At 53.1% G+C, this 19,692-nt stretch carries 15 protein-coding genes, 1 tRNA gene and 1 riboswitch; of the genes, 9 read left to right on the top strand and 7 right to left on the bottom strand.

Going from position 1 to position 19,692, the window contains the following annotated elements; genetic code table 11:
• Window positions 1-26 precede the first annotated feature (26 nt).
• The 7 genes from mgtA to NE637_RS05095 form a co-directional block, all read right to left on the bottom strand.
• Entirely contained in the window at window positions 27-2,741 is a 2,715-nt protein-coding gene (mgtA, locus tag NE637_RS05120; protein ID WP_256267597.1) for a magnesium-translocating P-type ATPase, read from the bottom strand.
• A gap of 270 nt (window positions 2,742-3,011) precedes the next feature.
• A riboswitch (M-box (ykoK) riboswitch) is annotated at window positions 3,012-3,167 on the bottom strand.
• Window positions 3,168-3,269: 102 nt separating this feature from the next.
• Window positions 3,270-3,548 carry a hypothetical protein gene (locus NE637_RS05115; protein ID WP_256267596.1) on the bottom strand — a complete coding sequence of 93 codons (279 nt, stop codon included), beginning with the start codon at window positions 3,546-3,548 and terminating at the stop codon, window positions 3,270-3,272.
• A gap of 93 nt (window positions 3,549-3,641) precedes the next feature.
• Window positions 3,642-4,283, bottom strand: coding sequence for a YagK/YfjJ domain-containing protein (locus NE637_RS05110; protein ID WP_256267595.1), 642 nt, complete (start codon window positions 4,281-4,283; stop codon window positions 3,642-3,644).
• A gap of 346 nt (window positions 4,284-4,629) precedes the next feature.
• Window positions 4,630-4,869, bottom strand: coding sequence for a hypothetical protein (locus tag NE637_RS05105; RefSeq protein ID WP_256267594.1), 240 nt, complete (start codon window positions 4,867-4,869; stop codon window positions 4,630-4,632).
• A 132-nt stretch (window positions 4,870-5,001) separates the two neighbouring features.
• Entirely contained in the window at window positions 5,002-5,364 is a 363-nt protein-coding gene (locus NE637_RS15875) for an integrase core domain-containing protein (RefSeq protein ID WP_371740814.1), read from the bottom strand.
• Window positions 5,365-5,487: 123 nt separating this feature from the next.
• The gene (locus tag NE637_RS15870) at window positions 5,488-5,694 is read right to left on the bottom strand and encodes an IS3 family transposase (RefSeq protein ID WP_371740813.1); all 207 of its coding nucleotides are present in this window, start codon (window positions 5,692-5,694) and stop codon (window positions 5,488-5,490) included.
• A gap of 505 nt (window positions 5,695-6,199) precedes the next feature.
• Entirely contained in the window at window positions 6,200-7,447 is a 1,248-nt protein-coding gene (locus NE637_RS05095; RefSeq protein WP_256267593.1) for a tyrosine-type recombinase/integrase, read from the bottom strand.
• Window positions 7,448-7,546: 99 nt separating this feature from the next.
• Here NE637_RS05095 and NE637_RS05090 point away from each other — a divergent pair.
• From NE637_RS05090 to NE637_RS05050, 9 genes are all read left to right on the top strand, one after another.
• Window positions 7,547-7,671, top strand: a tRNA-OTHER gene (locus NE637_RS05090).
• A gap of 396 nt (window positions 7,672-8,067) precedes the next feature.
• Window positions 8,068-9,492 (top strand): helix-turn-helix transcriptional regulator, encoded by a 1,425-nt coding sequence (locus NE637_RS05085; RefSeq protein ID WP_227118033.1) that lies wholly within the window; start codon window positions 8,068-8,070, stop codon window positions 9,490-9,492.
• Between the two features lie 211 nt (window positions 9,493-9,703).
• The gene (locus NE637_RS05080; RefSeq protein WP_227118034.1) at window positions 9,704-10,264 is read left to right on the top strand and encodes a TorD/DmsD family molecular chaperone; all 561 of its coding nucleotides are present in this window, start codon (window positions 9,704-9,706) and stop codon (window positions 10,262-10,264) included.
• Window positions 10,257-12,527, top strand: coding sequence for a molybdopterin-dependent oxidoreductase (locus NE637_RS05075; protein WP_227118035.1), 2,271 nt, complete (start codon window positions 10,257-10,259; stop codon window positions 12,525-12,527). Before NE637_RS05080 ends, NE637_RS05075 begins: the two co-directional genes overlap by 8 nt.
• Window positions 12,524-13,081 (top strand): 4Fe-4S dicluster domain-containing protein, encoded by a 558-nt coding sequence (locus tag NE637_RS05070; protein WP_022659675.1) that lies wholly within the window; start codon window positions 12,524-12,526, stop codon window positions 13,079-13,081. Before NE637_RS05075 ends, NE637_RS05070 begins: the two co-directional genes overlap by 4 nt.
• A 4-nt stretch (window positions 13,082-13,085) precedes the next feature.
• On the top strand, window positions 13,086-13,874 hold the full coding sequence (locus NE637_RS05065; protein ID WP_227118036.1) for a DmsC/YnfH family molybdoenzyme membrane anchor subunit: 789 nt from the start codon (window positions 13,086-13,088) through the stop codon (window positions 13,872-13,874).
• A 443-nt stretch (window positions 13,875-14,317) separates the two neighbouring features.
• Window positions 14,318-16,366: a hypothetical protein gene (locus NE637_RS05060; RefSeq protein WP_227118037.1), complete on the top strand. Its 2,049-nt coding sequence runs from the start codon at window positions 14,318-14,320 to the stop codon at window positions 16,364-16,366.
• A 273-nt stretch (window positions 16,367-16,639) separates the two neighbouring features.
• Window positions 16,640-18,214: an alkaline phosphatase gene (locus tag NE637_RS05055; RefSeq protein WP_215648280.1), complete on the top strand. Its 1,575-nt coding sequence runs from the start codon at window positions 16,640-16,642 to the stop codon at window positions 18,212-18,214.
• Between the two features lie 225 nt (window positions 18,215-18,439).
• Entirely contained in the window at window positions 18,440-19,615 is a 1,176-nt protein-coding gene (locus NE637_RS05050; protein WP_371740825.1) for a YibE/F family protein, read from the top strand.
• Window positions 19,616-19,692 lie beyond the last annotated feature (77 nt).

The raw sequence follows: 19,692 nt of genomic DNA, 5'->3' as shown, positions 1-19,692 counted from the left end.
CATACCAAGGATGTTTGTAATCTCTCTTACAAGAGTTCCCCATACTTCCAGACAAAGGCCTTTTTGGCGATTGTTGCCAGCACCATGTACATAAGGATGGTTACCGCCAGCCATGCAAAATACACGGGCGGCAGTGTGCCAAGCCCAATGGAGGCCCCAAACGCCGTAAAGGGTATCATGGTGAGCACAGCAATACCCGTAAACGTAACCAGCGTCACTGATGCCGAAGCGCGACTTTGGAAAAAAGGTATTTTGGGAGTGCGGATCATGTGAATAACCAGAGTCTGGCTCCACATGGATTCCACAAACCAGCCAGCCTGAAACACCGCAATGTACTGTGCCTGCAAAGCAGGATCTGCAATCTGGTGGAACAGCTGTCCGCCGCACATCATGGGGCAGATGACAAAATACATCAGCAGATAGGTTGTGATGTCAAAGACAGAGCTTGTGGGGCCGATCCACAACATGAATTTGCCAATGGACGAAGCATCCCACTTGCGTGGAACACGCAGATATTCCTTGTCCACGTTGTCCCAAGGTATTGCCGTGCAGCTCAGGTCATAGATAAGATTCAGCAGTATCAGGTGGATCGAAAGCATGGGCAAAAACGGCAAGAATGCGCTGGCCGCCAGCACTGAAAACATGTTGCCGAAGTTAGAACTGGCCGTCATTTTTATATATTTTATCATGTTGGCATACGTTTTCCTACCTTCAACGATGCCTTTTTCCAAGACCATCAAGTCTTTTTCCAGCAGGATAACGTCCGCCGATTCCTTGGCAATATCCACTGCGCTGTCTACAGAAATGCCCACATCGGCGGCTTTCATTGCCGCTGCGTCGTTTATGCCATCCCCCATAAAGCCAACGCTATGTCCGTTTGCACGCAACGCCCTGATAACCTGCGTTTTTTGCTGGGGAGAAAGCTTGGCAAACACGCTCACGTTTTCAGCCTGACGGCAAAGTTCTTCCTCGCTCATGCTGGCAATGTCAGAACCCAGCAGCATTGGTTCCACGGGAATCTTCAACTGACGGCAGACACAGCGTGTGACCTTGTCGTTGTCGCCAGTAAGAATTTTTACGCCAACACCGTGTTCGTGCAGGGCCTTGAGGGCTCTTGCCGTTGATTCCTTGGGCGGATCAAGAAAGGCCAGATAGCCCATCAATACCATATCAGATTCATCTGCAACAGAAAAAGTGCCGACCGGCGAGGGGTTAGTTTTCTGTGCAACGGCGATAACACGCATGCCATCATCGTTAAGAGCTGACACTTTTTTTAAGATATACTCCCTGATTTCGTCAGAGAGGGGTAGCACCTCACCCTTGTATTCGGCATAGCCGCACACGGCGAGCATTTCTTCCACAGCACCCTTGGTTATCATCTGAGTTTTGCCGTTCGAAACCACCACGCTCATGCGCCGTCTTTCAAAATCAAATGGAATTTCATCCACCTTGGTGAACTTGTCTGAAAGGTCTACCAGGGATGGATTTTCTTTTTGCTCCTGAAGGGTTCGCTCGATAATGGCAAAATCAATCAGGTTTTTGAGGCCGGTCTGATAATAGCTGTTCAGAAAGGCGTGGCGCAGAACCCGTATGTCTTCCTGCCCATGGATATTTAAGTGGTACTGCAAAACGACCTTGTCGAGGGTCAGCGTGCCTGTCTTGTCAGTGCACAGAATATCAATAGATCCCAGGTTTTGTATGGAATTGAGGTTCTTGATTATGGTTTTTTCGCGGGCCATGCTTACCGCGCCCTTGGCAAGGCATGTTGTCACAATCATGGGCAACATTTCGGGGGTAAGACCCACCGCGACAGAAAGTGCAAACAGGGCAGCGTCAACCCAGTCGCCCTTGGTGAAGCCATTGATAAATAAAACTAGGGGCACCATGATCAACATAAAGCGAATAAGCACCCACGAAACCTGGTTAATGCCTTTTTCAAAGCTGGTTTTAACAGGCTTGGCCGTAATGTTCTTAGCCATTTCGCCGAATATGGTTGAATCGCCCGTGGCAACTACAACGCCCATGGCACTGCCGCTCACCACGTTTGACCCCATAAAGGCCAAGTTGCGGCTTTCTGCCATGCTGCTCAGACCGCTATCCACCTCGCTGGCGATTTTTTCTATGGCGACGCTCTCACCGGTCAGGGCCGCTTGGCTGACAAAAAGGTCCTTGGCCTGAATGATGCGCATATCCGCAGGTATCATGTCACCTGCAGCCATGTGCACAATGTCGCCCACCACCACTTCTTCAATGGGAACTTCGGCTCTGCCCACCTGGCGGCGCTGCACGCAGGTGGTCGTCTTGATCATCTTGAGCAGGTTTTCGGCAGCCGCGCCGCTACGGGCCTCCTGCACAAAGCGCAGCAGTCCAGAGATCATGACCATGGTCATGATGATGATAACAGTTTTGGGGTTTGCTTCGCCCGGGTCTGCCATCACAATATCCGTGCAGGCGGAAACCGTGGCCAGACCAAGAAGGATAGCCGTGAAGGGGTTGATGAACGCCCCAACTAACCGGCTGAAAAGAGACTGCTTTTTGCCGCGAGTGATGACATTGCTGCCAAAAAGGTCGCGTGAGGTTCTGATCTGTGCTTCATTGAGGCCATCTCTGGCCGTTTTGAGCTTCTTGAGCAGGGTGTTGGCATCGAGCATTGCCGCAAGTGCAAGACGGTCGCCAGCTTCTTTATAGTGGCGTTCCCTTGCACGGGCATTTTTGCGTGCATCGCGAGTAGATTGACGCATGAGTGCACCTCCACAAATGAAAACTGATGGAAGCACAGCCCATAATCTGACGAACCCAGAGTTATCGTGGCGGAACGGACATAGACATCCCTTCCGTCACGCACCGTCGCGGTACGAAATCAGAATTAGGGCTGTATCTACTGTCCGGTTCCATTTTTGTCCTCTGGTTTGGGAATTGTCCCTGTTTAGGCAGAATCGCCCGTTGGAATAAAAAATACCCCAGTCACGTCACAAAACGATGACAGGGGCAAACCCAACGCCCCAGCAAGGGGCAAATGTCATCGTTCAAGTTTTAGCTCCCCAGGGCGGTGAAGTTACATAGTCCACGCCTTTCACGACATCGACTGTTGGCCTTCTCATAGTGTCTCCACTACTCCGCGGCAGTAACCCATATCCCTGAGGTAGCCTCGCCTACCGACAAGCTGGAAAATTCCTACGCCCCAAAGTGTGAGGAGTCAATGGGTGAATAAAAATTACAGCTTCAGTAGTCCCCCACTGTATCACAGTCGGGCGAGCCCCTCTGGGGGGCTACTGAAGCGTATATGTTTTCAGTTTGCTTCGCAGATAGGCAATAAACGATTCACGTGTATAGCCGACCTTGGAACCAATCCGTATCTTTCCGCATGGGCCTATATGAAGGGCGTCGTTGTTGCTGAGCGTTTTGGCAGAGATAAGCCCGCCTGTGGCGCGTGACGCTTCTGCCCGAGAGACCATAGGGGGCAGTTCGCGTTCAAGGGTTTTGAAAAAATCTTCCGTAACGAAGCCTTGGGTGAATACTGAATCGATGAGTGGGAACTTTTGCTGCATGGGTACCTCTTGGGGATGTGCTGTGGGCCGGTGATGGCATCGGAAGGAATGCATAATATCATTCATTGTGGAGTCGATGATAGATATCCGCACTCATCTGATTGAATCAGAAAGTGTACGCCTCGTGATGCGAGTGCAAGAAGATACTCGTGACCACTTTGGATTAAACTCCTTTGAGCGTGCTTTTGCTAGATAGCTGGCAGCATAAACAACGGCATCTATCTGTGCATAAACGTCTGGGGAATTCCTTTCTATAAGTTTCCCCTTTGTTCCATTGCTGTCAGAGAAGTTAACCAAGCCGTCATAAGTGGTTTGTAGCCTTCTTTTCACTGCAATGCTTATCGCGTCTTTAAAGGCGTAGCCATTCTGAATGGCATTGGCATTTGCAAAGAAGTTTAGATGGAAATGTGGGGTATCGTCAGGTGTTGTTTTTTCTGATGTCCACACGTAGTGTATATCAGGGTCATTTTTCCCTTTGCTTGCCTTTGCGTCTAGTGTTCTCATGGCACTTTCAATGATTCTGGTTATGTCCATACTTGTAAGAGGTGTTTTGGTGTGTCTTGCGCTTTGGATATCAATGCGTACAGAAAGCACTTTTGAGTGCCTTGATAGCATATATTCGATTGTATCAACAATCTGATCTAATGTTTTCGTAAAGCATGCATGCTCTTTGCTGTTTCCACTATTCACTTTGAATCCACGATATGTACTTTCATTGGTTGTTTTCTTGAGCATTGTTCTCTCCGTTGTAGTTGTGTTCATTGGTATGTTAGCTTGTGTAATGTTTTATGGTTTGTGCTTGTATGTGTCTTCTGTTGTGTTGAGCTTGTGTGTATTGCTTGTTGTTGTGTGGTATATGATACTACTAAAACCGGGTTTATGGTTTTCGTTTTGGCTTTGTATGGCAAGGTTGATGGCTTTGGTTGTTGTGTATTTGCCGTAAACACTGCTTGCGATAAAGTTGTTCCATGTTCATTTTGTCATGTGCCCCTCTTTGCAACCATCGATCTGGTTTCAAAGAGGGGCTTTCTAATGGGTTATCTTAGGTTGTTGCGATATCAAAACCGTATGGTGCCGCACGCTATTTATTGCGGGTGTCTGCAAGGATCGTTTTCACATACTCAAGGAATTGGGGCTTTTGGTACCATGTCTCACGCTTGACGAAAAAGCGCCCTTTGGGGCCGGTGTTATTGCTGTCCCTATTTGCTAGCGTGCGCGGGTTGACCATGCCGAAAGTCAACTCGTGTACCTTCTTGCGTGGGAAGCAAGGCGGAAGGGTTTCTTCAAGTAGTTTGAGAATGTCTTGTGTCGGGGAGGGCATGACGATGGCTCCTGTTCGAAACGATGTCGCCGTTGGGCGCATCGCATGGGGGAGGCATGTCAAAAAGAAATGAGGCCGAGGTCTGAGCAATGCAAATGGCGCTGTGGAGTTGCCCCTGCTAAACCGGACACTCTACATCTTGCAATGAACGGATAAACTCACGAGGTGAGAGCATCCGCAGGGCCTTATGTGGGCATTTTCATTATAGTCTTCAAACCAGCCAGAAATCTGCTCCATCGCTGTTTCGGCGTATGGTCGGTCATTGCAGAAGACGTAATCTCGTTTGAATGTTTTGACGAGAGCTTCAGCCATACCGTTGCTTTGGGGGCTGCGAGCCGGAGTAAACTTGCTGACGATGCCCAGCGCGGCGGCAAAAGTTATTGTTTCTCTTGCCGTGTAGCAGGAGCCGTTGTCGGGGAGCCATTCAACTGGCCGCAATACTTTGACCTCCCCAAACCTTTTTTCAACGCATGCCAGCATGACGCTTTGCGCCATGTCAGCACTATACCCGCAGTGGTGGCGGCATAGGCAACCATTTCCCGGTCGCAAGTATCCAGAGCAAAAATGGCGCGTACGCGCTCTCCGTTGTCGCAGGCAATCTCAAACCCCGTCAGAGCATCAACGCTGATTGCTTTGTAGGCTGGAAATCTTGCCTGTGTGCTCTTTGCTTGGTCGGCAGCCAGTAAACCGTGCCAGCAACAGGTTGTTCCGCCTCATTACCCTGTAAACACGTTTATGGTTGACCGGGGTGCGCCCATTGGCAATCAGTTGCCCATTAAGCAGCCGCTGGATACGCCGATAGCCATAGGTTTGGCATCCGCCCAAAAGTTCGACGACTAGCGGTAGAAGGAATGCGTCTCCCGCGTTGCTGTATGGCTATCCATCGCCTCGCAGTCGCCTCAGCGTTTGCCTGGAAGATGCTACAATGTGCCCATCAATAGGTTGGCAAAAGCTGAAATGGTTCTCCATGAAAGGCATTTTGACGTATTGTGGCATTACAGGGGGGGGGCTCCATCGCTAGCTTTTTGTGCCACTGAGCAAGGCAAAAAAGCCGTTATTGTTTTTGCGTTAGCCCCGGGAAAAGTTTCAATCGCACGCTAAAAGCTGCGCATTTTGCACTGAAAACAGCCGACAAAACGTGGACTGTCATTGTGTCATGTAAAAATGTAAATTTTCTTGACCCCCATTTTCTCAAAAAAAATACGGGTGGCAGACCATGGATTTCTGTAAATTCATGCTACGGCATTGAATCATATTGCAAGGGTATGAATTTGGGGGGGCAGATGAAGAGAACCTTCTCTATAGCTAGGTGGTCAGGAATGATTCCTGCCTAAGCTCGGTTCTTATGCGTGGATGAAAAGGCATGAATACTGGCAGGCTGCTGCTTCAACTTGATATCCAGGTTGCTCATTGCCCGCTGTTTTTTCTCATCAGTAGGGTGAGTATAGCGTTGAAGCATTGCGAGCGTTGACCATCCAAAAATTTCTTGGATTGTGCGAACATTTTCCCCCGCGTCAAGGAGCATTGAAGCAGCGCTGTGACGCAAAGAGTGAAAAACCAGCACCTCTCGGGGGTCACTGCGCCCTTCATTCAGCTTGAGGTTGGCAACAGCTTTGCGAAAGTTGGTAGGCATTGAGGTCCATCGCTTTCCATGAGCGTTGGTAAAAACAAAATCCTGTGCTTGGCCCTGGGGCATGTCGCGTAAAAGTGTGAGTAGCGTTTCGGTCATAGGGACAGCGCGTGGCTTGCCCGTTTTTGTATGAACGAGGGTAATGTGTCTCTCATTCATGTTTACCTGCCCCCATGTTACGTGTGCTACCTCGCTAAGCCGCCCACCAGTGTGTAAACATGCTAGTGTGAAAGCCCATGCATTTTTATCTAGACGCAGAATTTCTTCGAGGAGGTCGTGTGCTTCTGTTGAGGAAAGGGTGCGATTACGTGCATTATTGATCTTGCCCAGCTTGATTTCTTGAGTAGGGCAGTCACCCCCCACCAGTTTGTTGCCTCTGGCGTGGTTCCAAACCGCTCGCATGGTCGCAAATACAAGCTGAATTGTGCGCTTGGCAAGACCGGCAGTGACCATTTTGCCCTTTATAGCATCCAGGTCTGCCTTAGATATCTCACGCAGAGGGGTGTCACCCAATGCGGGCGAAAGCCATGTCTTGAAGTTAGATTCTTCCTTGCGCCAAGTCTCTGGTGCCTTGGTTTGTTTACTGTCAGGAAAGTAATTGCTGTGCCAGTATGCGTTTAATGTTACTGCCAGTCGCTTGCGTGCTTCCTGTTGTCTTTTGGCTTCTTCACGTTCTTCCTGTGCTTTGACACGCCTCTCCCGTAGTGTAACTTCACCCGCCCCGGTCTTTTTGGCAATCATCAGTTCAGCCAGTGTCAGCCTGGCGCGCTCAAGCGTCCACCCTTGGCTAGCCCAGCCCAAGCCTTCTTCATACCTTTTGCCCTCGACCCGATAGCGCAAGGCGTAGTACACATCGGGCTTCAGGCCATGCTTTCTGGTCAGGTGGTCGTATTTGCGAATGCCACGTTCAACCGTGATCCATGGGGTATGATCTTTCTCTTTACCCACTGCGCCCCCTCCCTTGTACGGGAATCCTCTCCCCCTCCTCTCCCCCAAAAGCGGCTGAAAGTGGGTGTTTTTGTGTGAACCTCTATGAAGGTGAAAATGGCCGTAAGGTGCTTGTTTGTCAACATGATATTGGGTATTATGAAGCTGTGTGAATCCCAGTGAAAATGTGTTGCAGGGGACTGAAAATCCCCGTGTCGGCAGTTCAATTCTGTCCCTCGGCACCATATAGATTTCAAGGACTTATGCATGATTTGCATGAGTCCTTTTTCTGTTTATATGATTCTCTGGCCCCTTCTTGGCCCCTTATCTGTGGGGGCAGATTTTATATAAGTGCTCCCTGCGCCCCTTATGCCCATTCCTTCCTGCCATGCATATGGGCGGCAGCGCCCATAACTGCATTTATTGCAAGCCTTTTGTCTGTCACGCGCGCACTGGCCTTTCACTCTCTTGACAGAAAGAGTGATTGTGCGTCACATTTTTGTAAGGTTCATGCGTTCCCGGTAATCATTGGCGCATGCCGCACCCGTCCCATGTCCGCGATCTGTTTCACGCCCGCAACCTGTCCTTGCCCTGAATCCCGCGCAGCCCTTTTTGCAAGCCCCATGCGCGTTAAGGCAGCCATGTCAAAAGCGACCCCCGATAGTCATACATCCCACCTAGCGGAGCAGAATGCGTCTTCCGGTCTTTTTGACCTGAGCGGCGAAGAGTGGCGGTGCGCGCTTGGCGCGGTGAACCACTTTGACGACTGCGCCGAGGTTTTTCTCGGGCAGTGGACGCTGCGCATGAAAGCTGCGGGCTACCTGTCCTTTACCACAGCCCGGCGGGAGGACTGCATGACCTCCTGCGACGGACTGCTGGACGCGATGAAAGGCCATGCCGACCGCAACACGCCGCCTTCGTTCGAAACGCTGCGCACCAATGCCGACGGCTGGGCCGACGCACTGAAAAGCTCGGGTCTGCGCCATCTGCGGCGGGGCATCACCAGCAGCATGTTTCTGGGCTGCTACAAGACCTTCACGCTGGCGGTGCAGGATGCCCTTGAGGCCCTGCCGCGCCTCGCCCCTGAGGTAACGGAGCGCGCAGCGGCCCTGGCTGCGCGGCTGGTGGAGGTTTACAGTCAGGCTTTTGAAATTGTGTGGATGGAAACCTGCATGCAGGCGGCCCAGTGCGCCCACACCTTTGATCAGGACGAGCTGTTTCGCCTGCTGACCGTTGAAAAATGCCGCTTTGAAAACGTGTTCAACGCCACATCCGACGGCGTGCTGGTCATGAATTCCGCCTGCCGCATAGTCACCGCTAACCGCTCCTTGCGGCAGTACGCGGGCGAGAATCTTGAAAACAAATACGTCTGGGATGCTCTCGGCCTGGAAGAAACAGACGCAAAAACATTCTTTGCCCGCTACAAGGTGGGGCAGACTGTCGAGATTTCGCCCTTTGGCAATGGCTTGGTGTTCCGGCTTTCCATGGCCTCGCTGGGCGATCTGAGCATGGCAAGCTCCGGCGACTTTTTGTTGCTGCTGAACAACATAACGCCGCACGTGCTGCACAGGGAAATGCTCGAAGACGCGGTGCAGCGGCAAACGCAGGATCTTCAGCAGGAAAAGCAGCGCCTTGAAGAGCTGAACATCACTCTGCGCAACGTGCTGCGGCATGTAGAGGAAGAACGCTGCCAGCAGAGCGATGAGCTGGCCGAAAACGTGCGCAGCTTCCTGTGGCCCGCCCTGGCGGAGCTGGGCAGGGAGCAGGATGCAGCGGCTCGCAAACAGGGAATCGAGCTTGCGCGCGAGCAGCTTGAGCGCATCCTTGGCGGCACAGGTTCCGCGCAGGAGCAGATGGTTAAAGACAAGGGGCTGGGCAAGCTGACCCTCGCCGAACTTAAAATCTGCCAGTGGATCCAGACCGGGCGCACGACCAAGGAGATTGCCGCCATCCTGCGCATTTCGCCGGAGACAGTGCAGACCCACCGCAGAAACATCCGCCGCAAACTTGGCGTGCGCGGGCACGATACCCAGCTTGCCATGTACCTGATTACCAGTCAGGCCTGAGGCTCTGCCGGATTGCATCCGCAGCCCGGCGCTTCCTCACTTCGCTCCTTCGTTTTCCCCTTCCTACCCAATTCCGATTAATCGGGTATAGCTGTATACCCGATCTCTCACCAAACATTCACTCTGGCGCACTACACACAGAGCGGGCATTTTAATAACGTATCAAAATGCTCGTGATGCCCCGCTTGAGGCATCCTGCCCGGAGGCTTGAATGTCCCCATCATTACCAGAAATGCAGACCCTGGCTCAGGCCTTGCGCGATTTTTTTAGCAGCACAAATGCTGAGGCGCTGGCTGCGGCGGCCACGCGCTTTGCGCCCGTGGAAATCCTGCCCGACAGCATAAACTGGCAGGCGGAAGAATACGCCTTTAACCGGCTGTTTGTGGGACCGCAGGCCGTGCCCGCGCCGCCCTACGCCTCGGTGTATCTGGAGGTGGAACCTCGGCTTATGGGCAATGCCGCGGCAGACATGCGCGAAATGCTGCAAGCCCTTGGCCTTGCCGCGCCGGAGGGCCAGCCGGACGACTTTATCGCCTGCGAGTTGGAGGTCTGGATGATGCTGACCTTGCTGCTGCGCCCCGAGCGCGGTGAGCACTTGCGCGCCCATGCCCGCGAAGCCCTTGCCTGGCTTGTGGATGAGCACATGGCGCGGTGGCTCCCCGCATTTGTGGAAAGGGCAGGGACGGACGCGCCCACGCCCACAATACAGGCGGCTCTGCGCTGTCTTGAATATTGGCTGTGTCATTGCACGCAAAGGAGTATGTATGCATAAATCTGACTGCTCAAAAGAACGGCGCGGCTTCCTTAAAGGATTGCTGGCGACCGGGGCTGCGGGCGCGCTTGGCGGCGTTTCCGGTTCGCTGCTCCTGCCTGCGCGCAGCGAGGCAAAACCCTTTGACCCCTCGGTCTATCAGGTGTTTCGCAACGCCTGCCCCCGCAACTGCTACGATACATGCAGCATTAAGACCTACGTCAAGGACGGCATCGTGCAGTTTGTGGAGGGCGCGCCGGAATCCTCCTTCACTCAGGGGGCCTTGTGCGTAAAGGGCTATTCCTACCCCCGGCGGGTCTACAGCCCTGACCGCATCAAGTATCCCATGATTCAGGAGGGCCGCGGCTCGGGCAACTGGCGCAGAATCAGCTGGGACGAGGCCATGGACCGGATTTCAGACAAGATTCTGGAGTTGAAGAAAAAGGACGGCAACCTGCTGGGGCTGGGACTTACCAAATATTCCGGCAATTTCGGCATCACCAACTACGGCGTGGAAGGCATGATGTCTTCCCTCGGCTACACCAGCCGCTTTGTGGGCACGCCCTGCTGGCCTGCAGGCATTGACGCCCAGAACTACGACTTCGGCGACATGTGGTGCAATGACCCGGAAGACATGGTCAAGGCCAAGTACATCATTGTGTGGGGCGCAAACCCGGCGTGGTGTTCCATGCACACCATGAAGTACATCTACGAGGCCCGGCAGAAGGGCGCCAAGGTGGTGGTTATTGACCCCATCTTTACCCAGACTGCGGCCAAGGGCGATGTGTACTGGCAGGTGCGCGCTGGCGGCGATGGCGCGCTGGCGCTCGGCATGGCCCGCCATCTGCTGGATTCCGGACTTGTGGATCAGGATTTTGTCAAAAACCGGGCCGTGGGTTTTGACGAATTTGCGGCCTATCTGCGGGCCAACGTCACCGTGGAGTGGGCGGCGCAGGTTTCTGGCGTACCCGCCCATGAAATCCGCGCGGTGACGGAAGAATTTGCTTCGGCCCACCCCGCGACAGTGTGGATTGGCTACGGCATGCAGCGCCACACCAACGGCGGGGCCATGGTGCGCGCCGTGGATGCCTTTGTGGCCATGACAGGTAACGTGGGCGTTGAGGGCGGCGGCGCACGCTACGGGCATTTGCAAACCTGGGGTTTCAACTACCACGCCATGACGCAGCAGCGCCCCGCAGGCTCCAAGGGTTTTGTGGGCGGCGGCGGCCCCAAGGGCGAATTTGACTTTGGCGGCGGGGAAAAGGCCGCCTATACCGACCGCTCGCTGAACATCAACAGGATTGCCCAGGAAATTCTGGATGCCAAGGATCCCGAGCTGAAAATGCTCTGGGTATCCTGCAAAAATCCCTTTGCGCAGGATTTTGACCGCAACAAGCTGGAACGGGCTTTCAAAAAGCTGGATATGGTTGTCTCCGTTGAGCAGTTCTTTACGGAAACCGTGCGCCATTCCGACATAGTGCTGCCGGTGACAACGCTTTTTGAGGAATGGACGATCAACGTATCATACTGGCACTACTGGCTTTCGCTCAACGAGCAGGCCATCAAGCCCATGCACGAGGCGCGCTCGAACATCGAAATCGCGGCGGCCCTCTCCCGCGCCATGAATCGCAAGGAAGCCGGGTCGTGCACCTTCCCGCAGGAAGTGGACGGCAAGGAATGGATGGCAAAGGAATGCAACAAGGGCATTTACGACCTGTTTGGCATCCCGGGCTGGGAGGCGCTGCGTCAGGGGCCGGTCAAGGCCAAACGCAAATCCTCTGCCGCATGGCCGGAGGGCACCTTCAAGACTCCCTCGGGCAAGTACGAGTTCAAGTCCGACCTCTGCGCCAAGAACGGCTTCAAGGCCCTGCCCGAATTTGTGGAAGGGCGCAAGGCCTCCGGGCCGTTCCGGCTGCTGACCCCGCATGTGCAGTTTGGCCTGCACTCCCAGTTTATCAATCTGGACTGGATGGAAAACTTCTATCCAGAGCCGTATGTCTACATCCACCCCAAGGCGGCGCAGGAGCGCGGCATCAGGGATATGGGCATGGTCAAGGTATTCAACGGCATCGGCGAGGTGCGGCTGCGGGCGCGGCTCAGCACCAACGTTGCCGCGGATTGTCTGGTCATGTACGAGGCATGGTTCCGCAAGCTCGACTTTAACGTGCAGAATGTTGTGGACGATTGCCCGTCAGACATGGGGGCCATGAAAACCGGTTCGCCGGGTGTTGCAATTCACGATCAGTTTGCAGACGTGGTTGCGGTGAACGGAGGCTTGGCATGAGTAAAAGACGCGCGTTTTTGATGGATATGGATAAGTGCATTGGCTGCCGCTCTTGCGCCATGGCCTGCAAAAACTTCAACCAGCTCGAGCCGGATATGGTCTGGCGGCAGGTGTATCCGCTGGACGAGGCCATTTATCCGCACCACGACAGGGCCTTTCTTTCGCTGGCGTGCAACCATTGCGAGCATCCCGCTTGTATGGATGCCTGCCCTACGTCATCGTACGAAAAGCGGCCTGATGGCGTGGTCGTGCACCACAAGGAAACCTGCATCGGCTGCACCAACTGCATTCGCTCCTGCCCTTACGGCGCGCCGCGCTTCAACAAGGCGGAAAAGCACGCGGAAAAATGCAGCATGTGCCATGAGCGCCTGGATGCCGGGCTGTTGCCCGCCTGCGTGCAGGGTTGCCCCACTGGCGCGCTGGAGCTTGTGGATCTGGAGCAGTTTGACGACACCAACGCCGTGCAGAATCCGGCTGGCTACCCCGCCATGCCGCGCCTTAATCCTTCCACCCGGTTTATCCTGCCCAGGATGCCGCGTCAGGTCAGGGGGTAAAACCATGCATTACGAATTCCCTCTTGTCTTCTTTACGGTGCTTACCCAGCTTGCCGTGGGCATGGCCGTATTTGCGGCTTTTGGAATGCTGCGCCCGGCTGACAAGGCTGTAGGCACGGCCCCCGGACAGGCCGCAGGGGTTGGCCCTTTTGGCGGTAAGGAATGGTACGTTGTGGCCGGTGCCGCCCTGCTTGGGCTGGCGGCTTCCATGCTGCATCTGGCCCAGCCCTGGCGCGCCGCAACGGCGCTCACCAACATGGGCGGCTCCTGGCTCAGCAGAGAAGGGCTGGTATTCGGCCTGTTCGCCGCGCTGGCCTGCCTTTGCTGCTTCAAGCCTTCGCGCCTGCTGTGCGTAGTCACTGCCGTGGCGGGGCTTGCGGGCATCATCATGCAGGGCATGACCTATGCCGTCATTTCCATGCCTGCCATCAGCAACGGCGTGCCCATGCTGCTCTTCGCCCTTACCAGCCTTTCGCTGGGCGCGGCCTTTGCCCAAAACCGGGTTGGGGTGCTGCGGGTGTTTCTGGGCATGCTCATGGCGGTACTGCTGATTGTGCCCTGCGTGTGGGCCTCCGGCGGTACGATCATGCAGGCCACGGCCCATGCGTGGCTGGCTTCGCCCCTGTTCTGGGGCGGGCTGGCGCTGCTGGGCGCGGCCTTTGGGCTGACGTACGCTGCGCGGCAACGCGCCTGCGCGCTTGGCCTGCTGGTGCTCTGCGCCGTGCTGCTCAGCCGTATTGTCTTTTTCAAGGATACCATCCACACCGCAACAGGCCTTGGTTTGCCCTATTAACGGGGTGACAACTCCTTATGTGAACGGCCTGTCCGCAACTGCGGGCAGGCCGTTTTTGCGCGGGGGATTTGTTTATTCCTGCCCCTCGCTTGAGGCGCTGGATTGCTTATCAGAAGTTTTGGTGTCCCTTATGCCTATCCATTTCAGCCATGCATTCGGCAAGGTTGCTCAATATCTATTGGGTTTGCTTGACGAGGTGTTGTCAGGACTCCAATCTTCTCCCGTATAGTTTGTTTCCAGAAGATATGTCGCACATCATCCTGTCTTAAGAGTATTGCAGCTTCGTTGTTTTTTGATCAGTTGGTCTAGCTAATTGCGGGGGCTGGATTTTTTGCAACTACCAATTATTGTAGGGAATGGTACCGGTTTGCTATGCCTCAGATTGTATTTAAAGCATATTTTCGATAAATATAATTTTTCTATTTTTAGAAGGCGGAGGTTCGATGAAGTCAAATTCTGGAGCAGGAGCTTCTGTTTCTTCAGGCGCGGATTATCAAGCACGGGTTGCGGCATCTATTCTTGCAATGGCTATATGCGGCATGTCCACAGATTTTATTTGTCCAGAAGAAATAAAAATAATGAGCTTTGAAACCGCAGAGGAAATAGATGATATTGTATTGGAAACAAATACAGGAAGGTCTGTGTATATACAAGCTAAGGTAAATATATCTTTCTCATTATCTAAAAATGGCGATTTAAAGTCCGTATTAAGCCAATTTAAAAGCCAGCACTGCTTAAATGGAAAGGATTCTGATATATATATTCTTGCAACAAGTATGAGATCATCGAAAAAAGTAATTTATGATCTTAGGACAGCATTGAATGCATATTCTAGCTGTGAGTCACGTTTCTTCTTTAGAGATCAATCTCAGGAATTCAAAAAAATAATTAAAGAAATTATATGTATTTTAAATAAAATTGAACCAATCTGTGGTGAAAATATAGTTGATAAGATAATTAAAAAGTCTTGCGTGAATATTATTAGTGTAGAAAGTGGTGACGCTTTTGAGAAGGCAATAATTTTATCTTTAGCTTCGCATGGTTATGAAAATCCAGATGCAATTTGGGGTAAAATTATTTCAGATTGCATTTCATTTTCAAAATTAAGAAAGACAATAATCGTTGATAATTTTATTTCTGAATACAAAAAATTTAAACATGCAGGGAGAGACATCAATGATAGCCCTCGGGTAAATAATTTTTTTCAAGTTGACATGGGGAAAATGGATTTTTTGGTTGGAAAAGAATTTATTTTTTGTGATGTCCCAGAGGATTCATACTTCCCAACTGGATTTACAATAATGGAGTTTTACAGATTTGATGAACTAGGGAATGAACGGCTATCCTTTTCAGAAACGACTTTTTTATTTGGAGGATCTGGGCCAATTCCGCTGATATTCAGGGCAGCAACAGCGGCAGGATTGTTGAGATTGATTAAAAAACATTATGTTGACACTGAAAATTTAGCCATAAATATTATCGACAGTAATCTTACTGGTGATTATGAAACGGATCAAATAGCCGAAGTTCACAGAGGGCGTTTGAAAATGGCCGCATTATCTAACAAGGAAATGCTCCGATGCTTACATTGTGGGCGATATTTACATTCCGAGGGGTATACAGTTGAACTTGGTCCTTTAAATGAACCGAGTATAGGAAATATACATCCTGAATGTATAAAGCCCTCTGATAGAGTCCTTGGAACTATCCAACTTCCTTTTTTTCATGATTACCCAGAATTAATGAACTTTGACGTCAAATCTTGGATGGCTGCCGCGATGAATGGGCAAATGGGGCTGCCTAGTGATGGGTTTGCTGGGGCCTATATCGGCTGGGGAGGATTAACTCCACGCGATGCCAACGGAAAATATCTTGTGGCTTTTAAGTTAAAGGATGGGACAGAAGAAATAGCATGTCGCCGTAATAATTTAGAATGCTTAACAAAATCAGAAGCTGAGGAAATGGTGCTTACTGTTAACTGCATGATACAGGCAAAAAAATATAAGAAAAATCCTTTTTGTTACACAGAACAGTCGAAGATATTTGGAGATCGAGCAACGTTGCTTGCTACAGTGGGGGGGAAAGAGAGGTTAATTCCTGTTGAGAAGGCATATGTCCGGCTTTATGAAGAGCGTCTTGTACAAAGATATAATCGACCTGGCAGTTGGTATGCCCCACTATTTTATCTCAGGAATTATGAAACTAGTGAGATAATTGTTGTGGAAGAATCAATAGTTTTTATTCTGAGTGACCCTTTAGAGTTTAAAAATTATCTCAGTAATTGGGCTGATGTAAATTTTAATATGCCGGCATACGAAGTCACATGTTTGTTGTCTGACAACGCGTTTGATGAATTTATGCGCCTAGTTGTAAGTAATGGGTGGTCTGCTATTCTCAATCCAATATTTGATCCATCAAATAAACAATTGGTGTCGGGGTTTCCTGTATATCCAATTGAATTTTTGTATAAAATTTATAGAAATATTGAATAATAGCAGCAAGGCGCGATATTTAAGAGGATTCATTTTGCCTGTCAGTTAATCATACAAGTATGCTTAAACTCATTTTGAAAAACTTGCGTCTGTTTTTGTTAAGCCCCACCCCGTCATGTGACGCAAGCTTAGTCTGCCCGTAACGCAGGCGTCACCCGCATGGGCGAGCGTTAGCCCATTGTAGAGCCCGCAGGCAGCCTTGTATGGTTTTGGGGAAGGCTGGCCGATTTTCGGGGGCTTTCCACCATCGCATTCATGCAGGAGGTTCGGGTCATGGCCCAGTTTCGTTGGCACAATGCTGCTCGCGCGGCTTTTGTTCTTTGCGTCATGCTGTTCGGCTTTATGGGGGTTGCCCACGCAGGGCAGGCCAAGTACGTCATTCTGCTCATAGGCGACGGCATGGGCATGGCCCAGCGCAACGCGGCGGAGCTGTATCTGGCTGCGCAGAAGGGCGACACCACCCCCGGCATCGTCAAGCTCAACATGAGCCAGTTGCCCGTGCAGGGCGCAACCACCACGTATTCCATTGATTCGCTCATTACGGATTCCGCTGCCGCCGGAACCGCCATGGCCTGTGGCGTCAAGACCACCAATCGCGGCCTTGGCGTGGACGGCAAGAACGTGCCCGTGGTTTCCATTGCCGAAATGGCGCGCGACAAGGGCATGAAGGTGGGCATCGTGTCCACCGTGTCGCTCGACCACGCCACGCCCGGTTCTTTTTACGCGCATCAGCCCAGCCGTAAAAATTATTACGAAATTGGCCTTGAACTGGCCGCGAGCCGCATGGATTATTTTGCTGGCGGCGGCTTTCTTGATCCTGCGGGCAAAAAATCCAAGATGGAAGGCGACAAGCGCAACGTGCTGGACGCCATCCGCGCCAATGGGTTCCACTATGTGAACAGCGCGCAGGATTTTCGCTCGCTCAAGCCCGGCAAGGAGCGCGTGGTGTTCGTCAATCCGCGCCTCCAGGACGAATCAGCCATGACCTACGCCATGGATGCCGCCAAGGACGATGTTTCGCTGGCCGAGATGTCGCGCAAGGGCTTTGAACTGCTGGATAATCCCAAAGGCTTTTTCATGATGATCGAAGGCGGCAAGGTTGACTGGGCCTGCCATGCCAACGATGCCGTAAGCTCCATTACCGATGTGCTGGCCTTTGACGCCGCCGTGGCCGAGGCCATGCAGTTCATGCGCAACCACCCGGATGACACCCTGGTCATTGTTACGGGCGACCACGAAACCGGCGGCATGTCCATCGGTTTTGCGGGCACCAAGTACGATTCGTACCACACCCGCCTGAAAAACCAGAAGATATCCTACGTGGCCTTTGACGAAAAATTCAACGCCTTCCGCAAGGCCAATCCGCAGGCAAAGCTGGAAGACGTGCTGCCGCTGGTGAAGGAAAACTTTGGCCTTGTGGTGCTTTCTGATGCGGAAGCCGCCGCCCTGCCCAAGGATGGCGACGCCGCAGGCATGGTGCTGAAACCCTATGAGGTGGACGAACTGCGCGCGGCCTTTGAGCGCAGCATGAAGGGCGGCGACCGCAAGAATCTTTCGGATCAGGATTACCTGCTCTACGGCGAGTATGAGCCGTTCACTGTTACCCTTACCCATCTGCTCAACCAGAAGTCGGGCATTGCGTGGACAACGTATTCCCACACGGGCGTTCCGGTGCTGACCTCTGCCGGAGGCGTTGGCGCTGAGCGCTTTGGCGGGTTTTACGACAATACAGACATCTTTGCCCGCATGGCCGAAATCATGGGGATGAAAAAATCCTCCGCCGCAGTCAGCCCTGCCGTAAATACCGTTGTAAGCCCGGCAGTCAGCCTGGCGACAGCCGCTAACTAACGAAGCCTTGGCACAAGACTGGCGTAGTGTTGCAGGCCGGGCGGCGGGGCTATATGCCTGCTGTCCGGCCTGTTTGTCATGGCGTTAAAAGGGCAAAGGCGCGAGTGCAGCACAGGAGTCATCATGGCGCAGCAGAGTGAAGAAAACGAATTTTCGGGCAACACGGCGGATGTAACCGGGGCAGATCAGGCGCATCCGCAAATACAGGCTCAATCGTTGGCCCCGATGCCGATTGGGGCCGCCGCAGGGCATATGCCCTTGCGCTCCACCCGGCGCGATGCCCTGCTGTGCGTGGTGCTGGGGCTGGCCTGCCTTGCGCTGTACCTGATGCCCACGGGTTTTGAAAACCGCCTGCCGGATAATGCGGTGCGCTGTCGTGCAACGGTGCTGAGCGTGGATAATGAGCGGGTGCACCAGTACGGCATTGTGCGCATGGGTACGCAATATGTGACCATGCGCGCCATCGATGGCCCCTATGCAGGGCAGACATGGCAGGCGGGCAACGATCTGGTGGGCAAGATGGAGCTGGATAAAGTATTCGCCCCCGGCGACACAGCCCTGATGGTGCTTACCCTGCGTGATGGCAAGGTGGCCGATGCCGTGGCGCAGGATCACTACCGGCTGCATACGCAAGCCGTGGCCTTTGGCATATTTGCCCTGTTGCTGCTGGCCTTTGCCGGGGCCACAGGCCTCAAGGCTTTGCTCTCCTTTGTGTTTTCTGCCCTGACGATCTGGAAGGCGCTGGTTCCGGCCCTGCTGCGCGATGTAGATCCCATACTGCTGGGGCTGGGTGTCACCACGGCCATAACAGCCGCAACCATCCTGCTTGTGGGCGGCATGAACCGGCGCGGGCTGGCTGCATGGCTCGGCTCCCTGCTGGGCATTGGCGCCACCTGTGCGCTTGCGCTGGCTTTTGCAGGGCCGTTCCAGTTGCACGGGGCCGTGCGCCCCTATGCGGAAACCGTGCTCTATTCCGGCTATCCGCATCTGAACATGACGCGCATCTTTCTTGCCAGCATATTCATGGCTTCTTCCGGCGCGCTGATGGATCTCGCCATGGATGTGGCTGCCAGCATGGCCGAGCTGGCGGCGCAGAATCCCGGCATTTCCCGCCGAGCGGCGCTGGCCTCGGGCCTGCGTGTGGGCCGCGCCGTTGTGGGCACCATGACCACAACCCTGCTGCTGGCCTATTCCGGCGGCTACATAGCCACCTTGATGCTGTTCATGGCGCAGGGCATCCCGCTGGAAAACGCCCTCAACCTGCCCTTTGTTTCCGCTGAAATAATGAACACATTGGTGGGCAGCATCGGGCTTGTGACGGTTGCGCCCTTTACCGCGCTCACAGGCACATGGCTGCTCATACGGCCCGGGCACGCAAACAGCGCCAGCGCCGGGGCCTGAGGCATCGGGGTAGCGCGGCAAACGTAGCGCATCTGAGGCAGCTTGTTTGATGCAATGCATGGGAAACAGTACAGAGG

The sequence above is a fragment of the Desulfovibrio desulfuricans genome (assembly GCF_024460775.1).
GTDB classification, from domain to species: Bacteria; Desulfobacterota; Desulfovibrionia; order Desulfovibrionales; family Desulfovibrionaceae; genus Desulfovibrio; species Desulfovibrio desulfuricans_E.
The sequence above is the reverse complement of the archived record's forward strand: the minus strand, read 5'-3'. Positions and strand labels throughout refer to the sequence as shown.